Annotated in this window: 14 protein-coding genes; 5 read left to right on the top strand and 9 right to left on the bottom strand. The window is 49.7% G+C overall.

All coding sequences use genetic code 11. The features are described 5' to 3' along the window. From FD09_RS13850 to FD09_RS13840, 3 genes are all read right to left on the bottom strand, one after another. The coding region (locus FD09_RS13850; RefSeq protein WP_157053840.1) for an RNA-guided endonuclease InsQ/TnpB family protein at positions 1–688 on the bottom strand (688 nt) is incomplete at its 3' end. 187 nt (positions 689–875) lie between these two features. Further along, on the bottom strand, positions 876–1,850 hold the full coding sequence (locus FD09_RS13845; protein ID WP_057822291.1) for an ABC transporter substrate-binding protein: 975 nt from the start codon (positions 1,848–1,850) through the stop codon (positions 876–878). A gap of 45 nt (positions 1,851–1,895) precedes the next feature. Next, positions 1,896–2,864 (bottom strand): ABC transporter substrate-binding protein, encoded by a 969-nt coding sequence (locus tag FD09_RS13840; protein WP_057822287.1) that lies wholly within the window; start codon positions 2,862–2,864, stop codon positions 1,896–1,898. A 476-nt stretch (positions 2,865–3,340) separates the two neighbouring features. Here FD09_RS13840 and FD09_RS13835 point away from each other — a divergent pair, with 476 nt between their 5' ends. Next, a complete protein-coding gene (locus tag FD09_RS13835) occupies positions 3,341–4,273 on the top strand; it encodes a magnesium transporter CorA family protein (protein WP_057822286.1) in 933 nt (310 codons plus the stop codon). Between the two features lie 59 nt (positions 4,274–4,332). Here the strand turns inward: FD09_RS13835 and FD09_RS13830 are convergent, their stop codons facing one another. Next, entirely contained in the window at positions 4,333–5,208 is an 876-nt protein-coding gene (locus FD09_RS13830; protein WP_057822285.1) for an Rgg family transcriptional regulator, read from the bottom strand. Positions 5,209–5,501: 293 nt separating this feature from the next. Between FD09_RS13830 and FD09_RS13825 the strand changes: the two genes are divergently transcribed. Beyond that, positions 5,502–7,667, top strand: coding sequence for an ABC transporter ATP-binding protein/permease (locus tag FD09_RS13825; protein WP_057822284.1), 2,166 nt, complete (start codon positions 5,502–5,504; stop codon positions 7,665–7,667). Between the two features lie 11 nt (positions 7,668–7,678). Further along, positions 7,679–8,074 (top strand): hypothetical protein, encoded by a 396-nt coding sequence (locus FD09_RS13820; RefSeq protein ID WP_057822283.1) that lies wholly within the window; start codon positions 7,679–7,681, stop codon positions 8,072–8,074. A gap of 262 nt (positions 8,075–8,336) precedes the next feature. Here FD09_RS13820 and lepB read toward each other — a convergent pair whose 3' ends face one another. Then, entirely contained in the window at positions 8,337–8,918 is a 582-nt protein-coding gene (lepB, locus tag FD09_RS13815) for a signal peptidase I (RefSeq protein WP_057822282.1), read from the bottom strand. Between the two features lie 332 nt (positions 8,919–9,250). Here lepB and FD09_RS13810 point away from each other — a divergent pair, with 332 nt between their 5' ends. Beyond that, positions 9,251–9,529, top strand: coding sequence for a hypothetical protein (locus FD09_RS13810; RefSeq protein ID WP_057822281.1), 279 nt, complete (start codon positions 9,251–9,253; stop codon positions 9,527–9,529). 51 nt (positions 9,530–9,580) lie between these two features. Here FD09_RS13810 and FD09_RS13805 read toward each other — a convergent pair whose 3' ends face one another. The 4 genes from FD09_RS13805 to FD09_RS13790 form a co-directional block, all read right to left on the bottom strand. After that, complete coding sequence (locus FD09_RS13805; protein ID WP_162261527.1) at positions 9,581–10,465, bottom strand: CPBP family intramembrane glutamic endopeptidase; 885 nt, start codon at positions 10,463–10,465, stop codon at positions 9,581–9,583. Between the two features lie 161 nt (positions 10,466–10,626). After that, the gene (locus tag FD09_RS13800) at positions 10,627–11,529 is read right to left on the bottom strand and encodes an HNH endonuclease (RefSeq protein ID WP_057822279.1); all 903 of its coding nucleotides are present in this window, start codon (positions 11,527–11,529) and stop codon (positions 10,627–10,629) included. Beyond that, positions 11,526–14,705: an AAA family ATPase gene (locus FD09_RS13795; protein ID WP_057822278.1), complete on the bottom strand. Its 3,180-nt coding sequence runs from the start codon at positions 14,703–14,705 to the stop codon at positions 11,526–11,528. The genes FD09_RS13800 and FD09_RS13795 overlap by 4 nt, the downstream gene beginning before the upstream one ends. Beyond that, complete coding sequence (locus tag FD09_RS13790; protein ID WP_057822277.1) at positions 14,702–15,826, bottom strand: exonuclease SbcCD subunit D; 1,125 nt, start codon at positions 15,824–15,826, stop codon at positions 14,702–14,704. The genes FD09_RS13795 and FD09_RS13790 overlap by 4 nt, the downstream gene beginning before the upstream one ends. 215 nt (positions 15,827–16,041) lie before the next feature. Between FD09_RS13790 and FD09_RS13785 the strand changes: the two genes are divergently transcribed. Further along, a complete protein-coding gene (locus FD09_RS13785) occupies positions 16,042–17,682 on the top strand; it encodes a peptide ABC transporter substrate-binding protein (protein ID WP_235812301.1) in 1,641 nt (546 codons plus the stop codon). Positions 17,683–17,716: the final 34 nt, after the last annotated feature.

Genomic DNA, 17,716 nt, shown 5'->3' with positions numbered 1-17,716 from the left:
GATTCAGTTGTTTTTGATACACCTTTATCCGCTGATGAAGAGCGGCCACCCGCGCGGTGAAAGTGTTCACCACACCGCCATTCCAGTTAATATGGCCGACATTGAGATCAATTCCGCCAATATCCCAACTCTCAGAAAAAGTCGGTCTGGGCGCATCCTCAACCAATACGTTGATACTGGCATAGAACTTGTTGCCGCGCTTGGTTATCGTCACGGTTTTGATCTGGCCAGTAAAACGCAGTGCTTCAGCCATTTTGATCTTGGTGAAGTGATGCATGGTCTTCTGGGGTCGATCCAGCTTGAGAAATTTCCCCGCCACTTTGGCCCGATCAGTCGTAAAACTTTGCTTGGGGTCCCGCTTACTGTGGAACTTGGGCTTGTGAGCATCCGGCATGTTGGGATTAAAGAAGTTTTGCCAGGCTTGGTGCAGACGATGAATCGCAGTTTGAAGCACCCGCGCAGATAGCCGGCGCTGCCAGCGCGCTTTGTTTTCCACCAGTTCATCACGGACTTTGCGTTCACTGGGCCGCATTTTCTTGTCTACCAGAAGTAGAGATGTGTTGTACATGTCATACCAAGTTTCTAAACCACGATTCCAGCAGAAGCGGTTGTAATCCATTAATTCAGTGATGATAGTCTTCATTTCCGCGTTGGGGTAGATACGAAGCTTGTGAGTTTTGATGGGCATTCGATTCACCTCCTCATAATTCAAGGATACCGGATCGAATGTACGTTTGTCTCCTTCTGTGCTCAACCTTTTTTGTCTCTCCCAGGAACCGGCAACGGATCAGCGCAAGTGACGTTAATAATCGTATTTGATCACTGATAATGATGTTTGACTACTAAATCGACAATCATTCCCAACCTCCTATTTTTTACTTATCGCCAGCGACTTTAGCGGGGTCCACTTTGAACAGTTTCGCCAACTTTTGGTTCACGACCAGGCTCACATCCTTGGGTGTTTCCACTGGCATGTCGGCAACTTTTTTACCCTTGATGATCTTCACAGCCATCTGGGCGGTTTGGGCGCCCAGTTTCGTGTAGTCGATCCCGTTGGTGGCCACGCCGCCAAGTTGGACCATGGGGCCAGTGGCGGGGATGACGGGGACTTTCTTATCTTCAGACACCTTGCCGACAGTGGCCATGGCGGCTGTTAAGACATTATCCGCCGGAATGTAGATGGCGTCGACTTGGCTGGCCAGGGCCGTGGCGGTTTGTTGAACATCCGCTGTGGTGGCCACAGTCTTCGAAACCGCCTGCAGGCCTAATTTCTTAATCGCCGCCTGGGCAAGCTTAATGGCGTAAACCGAATTGGGCTCAGCCGCATTGTAGAGCAGGCCGATCTTTTTCGCCTTCGGGAACAATTGATGCAGCAGCTTGATTTGACCCGCTACTGGCACCATATCACTGGTTCCAGTGACGTTACCGCTGGGCTTCTTCATGCTGGTGGTCAAACCGGCGGAAACGGGATCGGTGATGGCCGTGAACAGCTGCGGCGTATCTTTATCCGCTTGCATCAACGCCTGGGCGGCTGGTGTCGCAATGGCCACATTGACAGTGTTTTTATCCTTAGCCAGCTTCTCACTCATGCTCTTCAAGTTCGATTGGTCGTTTTGGGCATTGACGTAATCAATGGTCAAGTTCTTGCCCTCGGTGTAGCCTTCCTTTTTCAGTTCGGCGATGAATCCTTTACGGGCCTGATCCAGCGCACTTTGATCCATCAATTGTAAAATGCCGACTTTGACTTTGGCGTCTTTCCCACTGGCATTGCTCTGCTTATTGCCGCATGCACTGACCAATAGGGCCAACGCCAACGTAAAGACTAACCATAAACGCTTATGCTTTTTCATCATCAAAAATCCTCCCAGGGACTCTTATCCGGGTCCGTTTTGTTTTTATTTTGCGTCGTTCACAATTTTGTCTGGATCAATGTCGAATGTCTTTGCCAGCTTCTGGTTCACAACCAAGCTGATGTCTTTTGGCAGTTCAACAGGTAAATCTTTGGCCTTCTTGCCCTTGATGATCTTAATGGCCATCTGGGCAGTTTGAGCACCGAGCTTTTTGTAATCAATCCCATTGGTAGCGACACCACCGGCCGGGACCATGGTGCTGGCAGCCGGAATAACCGGCACCTTTTGTTCTGCAGAAATCTTACCGACAGTGGCCATGGACGCGGCCACGACATTGTCGGCCGGAACATAGATGGCATCAGCTTTGCCCGCCAAGGCGGTCATTGCCTGGGACACATCGTTGGTGCTGGCTACGGTGGTCGCCGTGCTCTTCAACCCCAGCTTGGCGATGGCGGCTTTGGCCATCTTCACTTGGACTAGCGAGTTCGGTTCAGCCGCGTTGTACAACAAGCCGATGGTCTTGGCCTTGGGGAACAGTTCGTGCAGCAGCTTGATTTGTCCAGAAACTGGCACTAGATCGCTGGTGCCCGTGACGTTGCTGCCAGGGTTCTTCATGCTTTTCACTAGTTTGGCGGCCACCGGATCAGTGATGGCGGTGAACAGTTGCGGCGTATCCTTGTCTGCTTGCAGTAAGGCTTGGGCAGCCGGGGTCGCAATGGCCAGGTTCACCGTATTCTTATCCTTCGCCAATTGTTCGCTCATGCTCTTGAGATTGGCCTGATCGTTTTGGGCGTTCACATAATGAATGGTGATGTTTTTGCCGTCCTTGTAACCTTCCTTGGCCAGCTCAGCGATGAATCCTTTACGGGCATCATCCAGTGCCGTTTGGTTCATTAATTGCAAAATGCCAATTTTGATTTTTTTATCGCTCGTGCCTTGGGCCTTACCGCATGCGCCTAATACCAACAGTAACGCCATACTCACGAGCCCTAGATACCAATATCGTTTTTTCATGCCGAACCTCCATTTTCTTTTCCAACAATCAGCTTTTCCCTGGCGGCACGGCCGAAGGCATAAAAAATGCCGTTTCCATCGACTTTGACAATCGATGGAAACGGCCCAAAAAATTTCTCTTTTTAGCACCGGCCACATCGATTATCTCGATCCATGTGGCAGTGCACGAAAACTCGTACGGCCATCATAGATACAAACGCTAGGTTTGCATCCCTGATGGGTACAAACCAGCTATCTAAAATAGCCGTAATAAAATCGGTTATTGAGTTGTGTTGTTATCGTGTCTTGCATAGTAACACACTCCTAAATGAGGAAAAACTCATATATTTAATATGCTTCATAGCTTACACTGCCCCACTATTCACTGTCAACCCCTCTTCACCAACTTTTTCACGAACCCGCCAGAACAATTCTCCGCAATCCGCGTGGTATCGGTATAATGGAACCATAGAAATTTTTTTGGAGGTTTCCCCGTCATGATCGAAAAACACACATTACCCCACCAGCAGGAGTGGATCGCCGTCACGGCACCGACACCCAGTGACTACCAAAAATTGCACACCGACTGCGGTTTGCCTAAGAAGTTCATTCCTTATTTAGAAGATGTCCGGGAACGGGCCCGCCTGGAATATGACGCCGGAAACAAATATTGGCTGCTGGTTTTTCGGTTTGCCAATAAACAAGCGGCGGTGGACGGCGGCTTCATCACCCTGCCGATCACCTTTGTCTTTAACGACGAACGACTGATCAGTTTTATCCAAAATCCAGCGGGCAATCAAGTCACCGACGAGTTGAAAGACGTGATTCAAAATGCAGCGCAGTTGGATCGGTCCATTTTCTTAGTCTTGTTCGATTTACTCTTCAGCCTGGCCACCGACTATTTCGACGTCATTGACGCCATCAACGATCACCGCGATAAATTAGAAACATGGCACCGGCGGCCTTCAAACGATCAAGTTGAAGCGTTGACCCAGCTGTCCCAGCAAACGGTGTATTTAACCACGGCCGAAAACAACAATCTCATTGCCGTCGAACGGTTCCGTCTGGCCACCAATTCATCCACAGACCCACTGGATCTGGACGCCACCGAAACCGATCGGCTCAATGATGTCCTGGTGGAAATTCAACAGGGTCGCGAAATGGCCCAGATTGCCGCCGACATCATCGACCGGGTCACCAGCGGCTTCAGCAATGTCCTCAACAATAATTTGAACGACACCATGCGTTTCTTGACCGTATGGAGCATTGTGCTGATGATTCCGCCAGTGATCACTGGTTTCTACGGGATGAATGTCGCCTTGCCTTACGCCGATCGGCACGACGCGTGGTTTTGGACGATTATTTGGTCACTACTGGGCATTATTGTACTGGGGATTTGGTATATCCTGTACGACAAGCGGAAACGTTGACTTCACTTTGACAATAACCCCGTACATTCGATCGCGGTCACCTGGCGGCAGCTCTAACTTCAGTCACTATGGTGTTTAAGCTGCCGCTGGCGGAAGTTCATCAGGGTTTCGTAATACCCATCAAATCCCATTTCTTGGTATATTTTCAGATATCGATACCGCTTGATGGTATGCTGGTCTGTCTCTAACTCGACCAACAAGTCGCCAATAAACCGACTGATAATTTTGAAGTGGAGATTTTTGTAGGAAAAATAGGGTGACGATTCATGAAGGATCTTTCGGATGGCTATGAAATCGCCTATTTCAATAAAGTGAATCTCCATATTCACAATTAGGTTCAAAAAAAGCGTTCGGTTTGGTGGATACGCCAGATCGATTTTTTCAGGCAATGATTCGAATATGGTGGTGATGTAAGTCGTTGGCAAGTACTGAATGATATTGCCAAATACGCGAAACTCAAAACTGCCCCAGTTTTGCACGCTAATCAAATAATCTTGCAACACCTGCAGGTCAGCGGCCATTTCCGCTTTGAATTCTTGATAGCAAAAAGGATCCCGGTGTTGCTGCTGATACATTTCGGACGCCTTGAATCCGTAGCACAGCCAAAAAACATCGCCGGATTGGTCATATTTTTCATAACAACGTTCCGCGAGCAGCCGCAACTCCTCCCCCATAGGCCGTTGCTTGATATAACTAGACAGCTGATCAAGGCAGGCGTTCTTTTCACTATTCATCTGCATATGGAAGACAAACTCATCAACTGGCACATTTAACCGGTCGAGAAACAGGAGTAAGAATTCAGAAGACAGGCAATTCGCTGTCTTGCTTGACTCAAAAGTGGCCAAGGAACTTCTCGAACAAATTCCTTGGGTCAATTGCTTCTGGGTGACCTGTTTATCAAGCCTTATTTTCCGCAACAGCGCCGATTGCTTCAAGCTTTATCCCTCTTCTATGTCAAAATAGCATACATTAATGTATGCGCTTATTGTACACTGCTAGAATTAAGCGTGTAAAGATGAGCAATAACGAAACAGCCGCTGGGCCACCGTGCCCGAATAAATACACGTATGAGAAGACCGCCAGTACGCGTCATGATCCCTGGTTCGATGTGCCACCTTTTATGCAGCCTAGGTACGGAAATTTGTATCCTGGGCTGTTTGAGTGATATCGATCTGGACCATCTAGCCAGCGGACAAGCGCAGCGGCTGCGTACTAAAGGAGGATTTAAGTGGAGCTGAAGTTTGAAAAACTGACTAAAAAATATGGATCAAAAGTTGTGCTGAAGCAAATTAGTCAACGCTTTGATGCCAAATCTCAAATTACGTCAATTATTGGTGATAGCGGTGCTGGGAAATCGACCTTGCTGAATATTCTCTTTGGGATTGACCAAAAGTATGAAGGCCGCTATCTCATTAACGGCCGGGAAGCCCATGCCTATTCAGACCAAGAGTGGGATTACTTGCGCAGCCGAAAAATTCAGATGGTTTACCAAGACTTTAAACTACTCGAGAACTTTACGGTGGCAGAAAACTTGACCTTCTCAAATCGAGATTACGCTGACTCGTATAGCAAGCGCGCGGCGCCATTAATTCAACTACTGGGATTGACGGATATTGTGCAAACCAAGGTACGGGATATTAGTGGTGGTCAAAAACAACGGGTAGCCATCGCCCGCGCACTCCTCAACAAACCTGAAGTGTTGCTGATGGACGAACCGACAGGAAACCTGGATGCCAATAACACCGCGGAATTGATGCATTATCTGGAGAAAATTAAAACTAGCGGCATCAGTATTTACATCATTACCCATGATGAACGCATCCTACCATTCTCGGACAACATCCTCCGTCTGCAACACGGCCAACTGATCACCGAAAGACAGGTATCAAATCCATCAGCCCCAAGCTCTGCGACAAGAAGTGCCGCCCGGATGAGGAACAGCCATACCCCCTGGGCCACACTGGGTAATTATATCCGGCTGGACTTGTTTAATAACTGGAAGGCGCTGGTGCTGACCAGTATTCCGCTGATGCTCATTCTGTCAGTGTTTATCCTTATTCTTTCCGGGTACAAACAAGCCTCCGTGGATAGTTTCACTGATGTATTTAAAGGATTGGGCGAGAATGTCGTCTATATTGATACTGAAAAATTTACCGTTGATTACCAGAAGAAGCTAAACCAACGGGGAGTGCAATCTTCTACGGATGGCCATCGAATATACTTCTCAAAAGACGATGTTCAGGCCGTTAGCCAAGTGAACAGTGTGGCCAAAGTTGTCCTGTTCAGTTCTGGCAACCTCATCCTGGATCCTGACCGCAACGAACTACAGGAGGCATTGCAAAAGCAGGACTTACCAGAAGAATTTAAGAAGTTTCGAAGTTACAGCACTGCGCCAGAAAAGATTCAATTAACCTTTCAAAGCATGTTTTTGTCGCCGGAAAACACAAAATACTATAACCCGCGACGCTTGGAAGTTGTGGGTGGGCGCTACCCCGAGAAAAATAACGAAATTTTGGTTCCCGATTTTTATCACAAATATTTATCGCTTACCGGAAACCAGACGTCGCTGGTAAAACTTCATGTCAAAGATTCTCATAACCAGTTTCAGAAAAAGCAATATCGAATCTCTGGCGTTTATCGAACTGATTACCAAAACAGCTTAGCACCCGGTGTCCGAATTGGCTCTGAACGAGCGTTTGGACTCTATACCAAGTATCAGGACCTAACCGATCTGGCCATGCTGCGCTCGCGTAAATCATACAACGAAGATAAGGAGTTCATGACGGAAAACGAGGCGACTAAGAAGTATGTCGCCAATATTATTGGATCGTACGCATCATATCGAAAAAGTGTCGGTCTGGGGAAACCCGGTATGTTAATTGTTGCCAATCGCAAGGAAGATGTTCCTAAAATTTCAAAAGCGGTGCGCCGCCTATTTCCTTATTATCAACAACAATCTCGCTATGCATTGACCCACGGTGAATTTGCTGTCACCTATCGTCAGTTAGTGCTTTCGTTGGTCGCGGGAATTGCGATTGTGGCGGCTTTGCTCACGCTGATTTTTGTCTTCTTGAACAAACAATCGATTGCCCAGCGCCGGAAAGAATTGGGTATTTTATTCAGCCTTGGCTATCAGAAAAAAGACGTCAAGAAAATTATTGCGCTAGAAATATTCAATCAATTCGTCGCGATCTATGCCGGTGCAATGGTCGTCACCTTTGTACTGAAGCGGTTCGTATTGGATCGCACAGCTTACGGTAGATACTTTGACAATCTCTACACCTTGTCCAATCAGCTCATCATCATTGGCGTCCTGCTCATCACCATCGCCATTTCCACGCTTTGGGGTGTTTCAGCAGTGAAGAAAAAGAAACTGATCGACAGTTTGAAATAGGAGCGAAATCAATGAAAAAAAGAGTCATATTTTTACTTGTCGCTGCAATTTTAGTCACCGCCGGATTCTTCTGGATACGCGGTAATTCTCAAGTTAATCCAGCGGCGCTTGACGACGCCAAAGTCTCGGTGACATCGACGCACAATGGGACCACCATCACTATCACGCCAAAAAACGACGGGATGTACTTTAGCACCGAAGTATCTGATTCGGATAGCTATGCGATCTACACTAAAAAAGTAATTCCGTGGAGCAAGATGACGAACAGAGGTATCAAACTGCGTTATCAAACACTATCGTCTGGCCAGATCAAGCGCCCCAATGGCACCATAATGCCACGATCCGATAACCCACAAGCAATATTGGAATTCACGAATGATCGAACCAAAAAAATAGCACTGGAATAACAATTGGCCGGCACCCTTTGTCTTAGTTTCCACATCGGATCACCGACAGTTTCCAAGTTAAAATCAATGCCGATCATAGCCGAATCTACAGCTTCCTCATAACCCAAAAAGCCTTTGACAGTCATCGCCAAGGGCTTTTTGGGCACAGGGACTATTTCTCTTTAACAACCGAAAGTCATTACGAATCCAAAAGCGATGCCCCAAATAGAGAGCACCGCCTGTGGTAATACTGGACTTAGTCGCTAATTTCGTGCCTGAGTTGTCAAAATCCCCGCATCTGGTTGATCGGCCAATAACGCCATTTGACCACACCCACAATGGCGGACTTTTTGACGTAGCCAAACACGCGGCTGTCTCTGGAAGAATTGCGGTGATCGCCCATTACGAAATAGCTTCCTGCAGAGACTTTATCCCCCAGTTGGCGCGACTGCAGCGAGAAGTCATCAGTGTAAAGGATCCCCGTGGGCAACTGTGCCTTGTAATCGTCCAAAAATGGTTGGGCATATTCTTTGCCGTTGATGTACATCACATCGTCTTTGGAGGCCAATGTATCACCCGGCATACCAATCACCCGTTTAATGTACAAGGTATTGGCGCGATCCGGTGCTTTTAAAACAACGATGTCGCCACGGTGGACTTGAGTGTGGCGCAGGGCAATCAACCGGTCACCGGATTCAAAGGTGGGTTGCATCGATATCCCGGACACTTGATTGTTGGACAGTATGAAGGTGAACAGCGTGAAGACCACCCCAATAAAGACAATCGTCAGGGCCAACGTTTGCCATAACCACCGGGCAAAGCTTTCGTCGTTTTTCTTTTGCGCTGCTTTTGGTTGTCTCTTCATCGGTGTGATTTCCTCCATGACTCGGGCTGACTAACTATGAAATGCAATGTAGGTGAGAATTCCAGTCAACACAATAATTGCAGCGATTACAATCAGGACAATGTGTAGAATCCGGTGCCCATGTGGCCTTCCGCTCATCGCGTTCACCCCCATCCCGCTCTGTCTCTCCATGCGCATATTATACTGCATTGTGCTGTAAGGGCATACAGACTGTGCCTGAGAAATCTCTTACTTATGCACTTTAACAATTGATTGCAAAAAGGGTAAATATCAGGTGATAATATGGATACTTCAAAAACGACACGACAAACAAAAAGGGAGGAGCAAATTCGTTGATTAGTATCGGGGCCTTGGTCATCTTTATTGGAATTGAGCTGTTGCTTGGACTAACTGGCAAGCTGGCGGTCATCAACAAACGTGCAGCAACCACAAAAGAATTCGTCTGGCAGACACTGTATCAATTTATCGCCACTATACTGCTGGTGTTAGTGGCAACCAACGGTAAGTGGGACTTGACTGCCAAAATAATCTGGCCCGCGGGTATCGCCATATTTATCATTGCCCAGGTGATTTATTGGCGGTTGTTTAAACACGCCAGTCATCAAAAATAGCCTCAGTGGCTCATTGTGACAATATGCTTGCCAGAAACCGGTTTGCAAACACTACATGGAAAATACAACGTACAACCACCATGACGGAGACAGCAGCAGCCAAGCCATAGTTTTATAATTAACTGCCACTTTAGCTTGTCGCGTAAACCAGCGGTATAGAATGCCAATTGCAAAAGTAATACAAAAAGCAACAACCAGAACGAGGATAATTTGATTATTCAAAATACCTGACGCGTAGAACACATTGTCCAATAACGTACCGAACAATATATTCGTTAACATATGTAAGGGTATCGTGGCTTTTAGCCCATATTGCAGGTACACGGTCCCAAACAGGACTCCGCAAAGAAAAGCGAATGTGCCCTGAATAAAGCTCCCATGGGCAACGCCGAATGCAATACTGGACGAAACAACGGAAAAGTATTCACCATATCGCACCATGGCATTTAATAATAAGCCCCGAAACAATATCTCTTCGAAAATCGGGGCAATTATACATGTAATTAGCAAATTGCCAGTATCTGTCAGGTTTGGCAAAGCAAAATATTGACTCACGTCTTGTACTTGGGATGGCCCAAGCATTTTGTACAGGCGGCTCAAAATGCCAAACATATAAGGGTCGAAGAGAAACTGCAGAAAAGTAATCACCGCAAGCCAGCCTAGAAATTGTTTTGCAGAGATTGCAGTGAGGCTTTTCTTTTTCGGTGCGTGGCGCAATGCACCGCGATTATTCTGATTGAGCATTAGCAGTCCCACCAATACAATGGTGGCGATAACTTCCGCGACAAGATACATCGTAACGTGAGTTGTCGCAATTGTGGCAAAAGTCAGTCGGTAAATTATCAAAGCCATCCCAATATATGTAAAGTAAAGCCATTCTGAATGAATAATTTTATTCAATTTGTCGTTAAAACTCCCTCCACGAATTTCGATCAATCACATGAAAGCTAATAAAGTAATGCTCTCAACTCTTTTTATACTACCACTCTCCAGACTCAGTACAATTGACTTGCGCCACTGCAGCAAAAAACGCCTCTGTAAAAACAATATTGCGTTTGTTTTTACAGAGGCATTTTAATGTTGCACCTGACTATCAATTACCAACCACGCGTCTCTTCCCGATACTGCGCCACCGTCCACTGGCTTTGCACATACCGGCCACGCAGTTGGCTGATCTTCATGCTATCCGCTCGGGATTGATCCACCAAATCCTGGTTCTCCTTAATCTTTTGCCGCAAAGCATCTGCTCCCGGGGCCGTCGGATCGGCAGCTTGGTGGGTCAGTGCGGCTAATTGGCCTTGCAAATCCAGCAGGTGCTGTTTGAGCGCTTTTTGTGTCTTTTCCAATCGACGCAAGTCGGCTTTCAGCGGTGCGGTGGTCTGATCGATCCGCATGAAATCGGCATAGGGCATGTCGCCCTTTAGCTGGTTGCATTCTGCGCAGGCCAGCGTCAGGTTGGCGATATTGTTATTGCCGCTGTGGCTGACAGGGTCCATGTGGTCCACACTGTTGCCGTAACGGCCGCAATATTGGCAGATGTGGCGGTACTTTTCCCGAATATATTGGCGGGTGGTCAAATCCAGTGTGTTTTGATTGAATAAAGTCTCCACAGGATAACCCCAGCTAGCTAAAACGACTCGCAGGTCGCCCTGAGGCCAAGTTTCATGCTCGGTTTGCAGCATCCGCCACAGGCGATTACCAAATATCTCTGGGGTGATATTTTCTAGGACCGCTGGCGGGGCCGCCATGTAGCTGTCCACGATCCCCTCCGCTTGGCGTCGGGCGGTTTTAGTGAATTGCCAGGGTGTCCCAGTTGTTTTCGCTGCACCTTGATAAGTCAGGGCTGTACTTTGCGCAAATAACTGAGCCGCCGAGTTGGCGAAGTCCGCCGCCGCGACCCCGTGGCGGCGACAAAGGACGCATACGCTTTGAACGGCTGCGTCGGTGATGTAATCCGCCACAGGCCAGCGCAAGGTACAGTGGGCACAAACAAGTTTCATAGGGCCTTCGCCTCGATTTCTGCGGATGTGGGATAATGCAGCCGGCTGCGACCGTCGCCCTCTGTTTCCACCCATAACTGGTCGGGAATTTGTTGGCGCAGTTCACGGACATGGGAAATGATGCCGATCAGACGCTGTCTGCCTTCAATGGATTGCAACGCGTCAATGGCGCTGTTCAGCGCATCTTCATCCAGTGAACCAAAGCCTTCATCCACAAAGAGGGCGTTAATTTGAATGCCGCCGCTTTCGTTTTGCACCACTTCGCCCAGCGCCAGAGCCAGACTAAGGGCGGTGAGGAAGCTTTCCCCGCCAGACAATGTATGCACACTGCGGGTGGCGCCCACGTTGTCATCGTAGACATCCAGTTCCAGACCGGTGTTGGTGGCGTACGCCCCATTCTCTCGATGCAGTTGTAATTCGTACCGGCCGCCAGTGAGATGGGCCAGACGCTGGTTGGCTACGGTCAATACTTCTTTGAGGTACGCCCGGAGTACATATCGTTCCAGGCTGAGCTTGATTGTACCCTTCCCATTCACTGTTTCGTCCAGGCTATTCCATTCCGCTGCCACCTGCAGCTGCTCCGTTTGAGCCGCCTGCATTTTCTTCATTTGGTCTTTGGCTGCCATGCTTTGCTGTTGAGCAGTTTGGGCGGCATACAGGGCCTGGCTGGCAGCATCGGCTGTTTGCTGGGCCGTGGTGACCGCCGCTTGCAGTGCGGCCACATCCGGTTGGGGCCGGCCGGCAATATTTTTTTGCACCTGGGCGAGCTGAGCCGTCACCGTCGTTTGACTGTTCTGGTAGTCCGTTAACTGATGACGTAAAGTGACGAGTTGCGGTAGTTCGGTTAATAATTCAGCCAATTCGCCCTGGCTCACGGCTGGCTGGTGAGCAGCCAGCGCCGCCGTGATTTTTTGTTGGTACGTGGCTAAGCGCTGCTGCCAATCGGACTGTTCCTGCTGGAGTTGGCCAATTTGAGCGGTCAGGCGGGTCACTTGGTTTTGCGCCGTCTCTTTATTCTGTTGGGCAGCGGCCAGCGCTTGAGTGTGAGCGTCAATTTGCGCCGTTAATTGCGCAATGACCTGCTTTAGCGCCGTTTCATTGGGATATTCTGCAGGCAATTGTTCCTGGGCGTCCTGCCAGGTGGTTTTAGCGGCGATGGCTTGTTGGTTAGCAGTTTGGGCTGCGGTTTGGGCAGTTTCCACGGCTGTGGTGAGTTGTGTCACACCGTTCTGTAACTGAGTGACTTGGTTTTGCGCCGTTTGTGCCGTTTTTAACGCTGCAGCATTGGCCTGCTGCTGGGTACGCAATGCGACTTGCTGGGCAGTGAGATGCTGTTGAGCAGTGGCTAGGGCCGTCGTCCAGGCCTCTTCAGCAGGAGCTGGCACACTGGTAAAAGCCGCCCATGCGTTTTGCAACTGCTCGGCTGCAGTTTCCACCTGGGTTGTGTACTCCTGTACCTGAGTCGCCCACTGAGTGCTTTGCCGGCTTTGCTTTTGCCACCGGGTCTCGGCTTTTTTGAGCTGGGCATCGCTGACCAGCACCGCCACGTCCACCGGCGCGGGGTGCGGATGATCCGGGCTGCCGCATACTGGGCAAGGAGTGCCGGGTACCAAATCCTGGCTGAGCCGGGCAATTTGTCCCGCCGCCCAGTCGCTCTTCGTCTGCCGATAAGCCGCAGCGGCTTGTTCTTCGTCAGCTTGAGCCGCCGTCAAGGCCTGGTGGGCCTGATGCCGTTTAGCCTGACTAGCCTGCCAGGCACTTAACTGCTGCTGCACCCGGGTTAAGTGCTCCTGACTGGCAGCCAACACACCGGCCTGTTGAATCAATTCAGCCTTGGCTTCTGTTAAAGTCGGCAGCTGTTCAGCAGCGGCCTTTTCTTTCGCCAATTCTTCTTGCTGGACCGTCAAGGCTGTTTTTTGCTCAGTCACAGCCGCAGCCGCTTGTTTGGCGGCTCGTTCAGCCTGGTCCGCCGCTGCTTTTGCCTGGGCCACTTTGGCAAACTGCGGCAATAGTCCCGTCAGCTGATCCGCCTGGCGCTTGGCCTGGTCAATCGTTTTCTGGGCGTCATTGAGCTTGGTGAGCTGCGCATTGATCGCTGTGAGTTCACCATCAGCAGTCTGCAATTGTGTCTGCGCCGCCTTTTCCCCACTTTGGGCTTGGGCTAAATGGGTCTGCCCATCTATCTGTTGCTGCTGGACAGATTGCAGGGTCTGGGCAAATTCCAGCTGCTGAATATGGCTGGCCAACGCCGCCATATCGTCTTTTTGTTCGTCCAAAGCCGCTTGCTGCTGCAATAGCTGCGCCGCTTCCTGCTGTTGCTTCGTCAACTCTTGGCCAGCATGCCATTGATTTTGGGCCGCGGTCAGCGCTTTTTGTGCCGTCTGCTGCTGGGTTTGGTCGCTCGTGACTTGGGCCGCTTGGGCAGCCACCAATTCAGTGAGGGCCGCGAACAATTGGTTGAAATACACCAATGGATTGGTCAAAAATGGCGTCACTTGATTGCTCATCTCTGCTGGCCAAGGCAAGCCGCTCAGTGTCTGACTCAACTGCTGTTCCAGTTTCACCACATTGCCCTGGGCCGCGGCTGCATGCCGGTGAATAATGTCGCCCCACCGCTGGTATTTACCGGTACCAAACAACTGACGCAGCACCGCTTCCTTTTCGTTACTATCTGCATTCAAAAAGCGGCGAAACTCGCCCTGGGGCAGCAGTACGATTTGGGTAAACTGCTCCGCGGTGAGACCAAGCAGCGCCTGCAATCGAGTATCCACATCACGGGTCTTGGTGAACTCATTCACTTCTTTACCGTCTTCGTAAATACTCAATACAGCATCAGCGTTGACAATTTTATTACCCTTGCCCCGCTTTTTTTTCAGGACCTGTTTGGGTTGACGTTTCACGACGTAGCGTTTTTCCCCCTGGGTAAAGGTGAAAGTTACCACCGTAGGATCGCTGGCGCCAGCAAAGTTGCTGCGCAGAGAAGAACCGTCCCGCTCGCCTTGGTCACTACCGCCGTCACCGTAAAGAGCGAAACGCATGGCGTCAAACATGGTCGATTTACCGCTGCCGGTCTTACCGCTAATCAAAAACAACGGCACTTCAGCGAATCGGCGAAAATCCAACGTTTCTTGGACATACGGCCCAAAATTCTCTAATGTCAGGGTTTCCGGAATCATTGTGCGTCCTCCATCTCTTGCCAGGTTTGAGCCAGCCACTGCTGTTGCCGTTTCGTCGGGGCATCGTCTTTCATATCGGTATAAAAATCCGTCGCCAAAGTCAACGGATCTAACTTCCGTTGGCTTTGCCAGGTGGGCGTGTCATCGGCGCGGTCCCGCCCATGAGCCCGGCTGATACTGAGAATATGCGGATACTGTTGCCGCAGAATCTGCATCACATTCGGGATCACCTGGGTGTCGGTCAACTGAATGGCCAAGAAATCATTTTGGGCGCTGACCGGTAAAAAGTCCGGTTGGGTCAGGTCCGCAAAGCTGGCCGTCACCACCTGCAAATCATGGAGCGGCGTGATGGCTCGCCACGTCACCGTCGCAGCGGTCGTATCCACGATCCAAACCCCTTTTTCATCGCTGGCTTCCGAAGTGGAAAACTTCACCGGCGAACCGCTGTATTTGATTCTTTCCTCATTCAACGCGTGATGGCTGTGCAAATGCCCCAGGGCCACATAATCGAAGGGTGTTAATAAATCGACGGGCACTGCGTCTAAGCCCCCTACCGTGCTGGTCGTCTCGGAATCCGTCTGGCTGGAACCAGCGGCAAAGAAATGGGCCACTAAAACATGCTTCTTGTCCGGTGCAAACTGGGCCTGCATGGCCTGGACGATGGCCGCCATTCCCTTGGGCACATCCGCCAAGCTGTCGTCTTGGAAATATTCCCGGGCCGCAAACGGCTGCCAAAAAGGTAATAGGAAGAATTGCGTATCGCCCAAAACAACGGGCTCGTCCAGTGCCTGCGCCAGCTGGGTATGCAAATAGTATTGGGTCGCACTAAACCACGGTGCCCCCGTGCCCAACCGGACCGGACTATCATGATTGCCGCTAATCACCAGCAACGGTAAATGATCGGTCAGGTTCAACGTCTGAATCATGTGGTCGACAGTGGCCACAGACTCTTCATTGGCCAGCGCCCGATCATACACATCGCCAGCCAGCACGACGGCGTCCACCTTTTCGGCCTGGGCAATTTGCCGAATCTGGCGAAAAGCGTGTTCTTGTTCTTCTAATAAATCAAATCCATTCAACCGTTTGCCGATATGCCAATCGGCGGTGTGTAAAAAGCGCATTAGGTTCCCTGCTTTCCTCTATTTTGAGCACCGTATTCCGTGAAATTGATTGCTAGCCATATTATACCAAGTCCCCCAAGCAAAAACGAACGTGCATTCGTTCTAAATCAAAATGATTTGTAAAACATTTTCGGTTCTCATTTAATAAACGCCCTTTACTTTATTATCCAACTTGATTAGAGTATGCATTAATCATTATCGAAGAGGGTGTAATTATGAGAAAAGCAATGAAGCAAACGTTGGTCATGACGGTGGCGGCCACGGCCGTTCTACTGACCGCCTGCAACAGCAAATCCACATCAAGTACTCAATCGAGTACCGCCAAGGTCACCTGGTCCCGGATGGAAAAGGATAACATCACCACTATGGATCCATCCCGAGCCACGGACACGATTTCTTACCAGGCCCTGAAAGATACCATGGATGGTCTCTATTCTTACAGCGGCAAGAAGCTGGTCCCGGCCATGGCCACTAAGATCGTCAAACCGACCAATAATGGTAAAACCTACACATTCAAATTACGCAATGCCAAGTGGCACGACGGCACACCCGTGACAGCGAAGGATTTCGTCTATGCCTGGCAGCGAACAGTAGACCCGGCCACTAAGTCTGAATCTGCCTATGAGTATGCCGGCATCAAGAATGCCAATGATATTATCGCCGGCAAAAAGAAGGCCTCCGCCTTGGGCGTCAAGGCCCTAGATGCCCACACTCTGCAGGTCACCTTGGCCCAACCGATTCCGTATTTCCCAACCATGTTGGTTAATCCGCCCTTCTTCCCGCAAAATGAGAAAACAGTCAAGGCCGCTGGTGCCAAGTATGGCTCCACATCCAAAGACATTATGGGCAACGGTGCTTTCGTCCTCGGCGACTGGAACGGCACTGGTACCGCCTGGAAAGAAAATAAAGCCAAGAATTACTGGAACGCCAAAAACGTCCACATTGATCAAATCAGTGTCACGGCGATTAAAGACTCCGCCACGGCCATGAACCTCTTCCAATCTGGCAAGCTGGACGATGCTACCCTTAGCGGTGACCAGGCAGCGCAGGCCAAGACCAATAAAGATTACAAAGGTATCAAACAAGCCAGCAGCTACTTCATGTACTTGAATGTGAAGAAGGTCCCCGCGTTGAAGAACGCCAAGATTCGCCAATCCTTCTCAATGATGATCAACCGGCCAGAGTTTATCAAAAAGGTACTGCAAGACGGATCGCTCAACGCCACCGGTGTCACCCCGACGAACATGGCGGATATTCCAGCCACGAAACAAGATTTCGCCAAAGCAGCGGCCAAGGGATATACCCAGTACACGACTTATTCACCGAAAGAAGCCAAGACGCTTTGGAGCGCCGGTATGAAAGAAGCCGGATTAAAGGACTTGACGCTCACATTATTAATCGACGATACGGATAATTCTAAAAAATCCGCAGAATACTTCCAAAACACCCTAGAAAAACTGCCCGGATTGCACGTCAATATCACCAGTGTTCCCTTCAAGACCCGGCTCAGTCGTACCTTGGGCGGTGATTTCGATATTTCCCTGGGTGGTTGGGCGGCTACATTCCCCGACCCTGTCAACTTCCTCGACCTCTTCACTACCGGGGCCACCTACAACCTGGGCAAATGGTCCAACACCAAGTTTGACAAACTGATTGAAGCCAGCAAGACCACCGATGTGTTAGACACCAACAAACGCTGGCAGGACCTGCTGGATGCCCAACACATTCTGACCAAAGAAATGGGCGTCATCCCCTTGTACCAAATGGTCCAAGCCCACCTCGTCAACCCCAAAATGCAAAACCTAAAAACCGGCCCCGGCGGCGCCTACAACTTCGTCGGCGCAACGATCAAGTAATACACTACTTATGAGGACAACGTAAGAGAGTTCC

It is taken from the genome of Schleiferilactobacillus perolens DSM 12744, assembly GCF_001435585.1.
Classification (GTDB): domain Bacteria; phylum Bacillota; class Bacilli; order Lactobacillales; family Lactobacillaceae; genus Schleiferilactobacillus; species Schleiferilactobacillus perolens.
The sequence above is the reverse complement of the archived record's forward strand: the minus strand, read 5'-3'. Positions and strand labels throughout refer to the sequence as shown.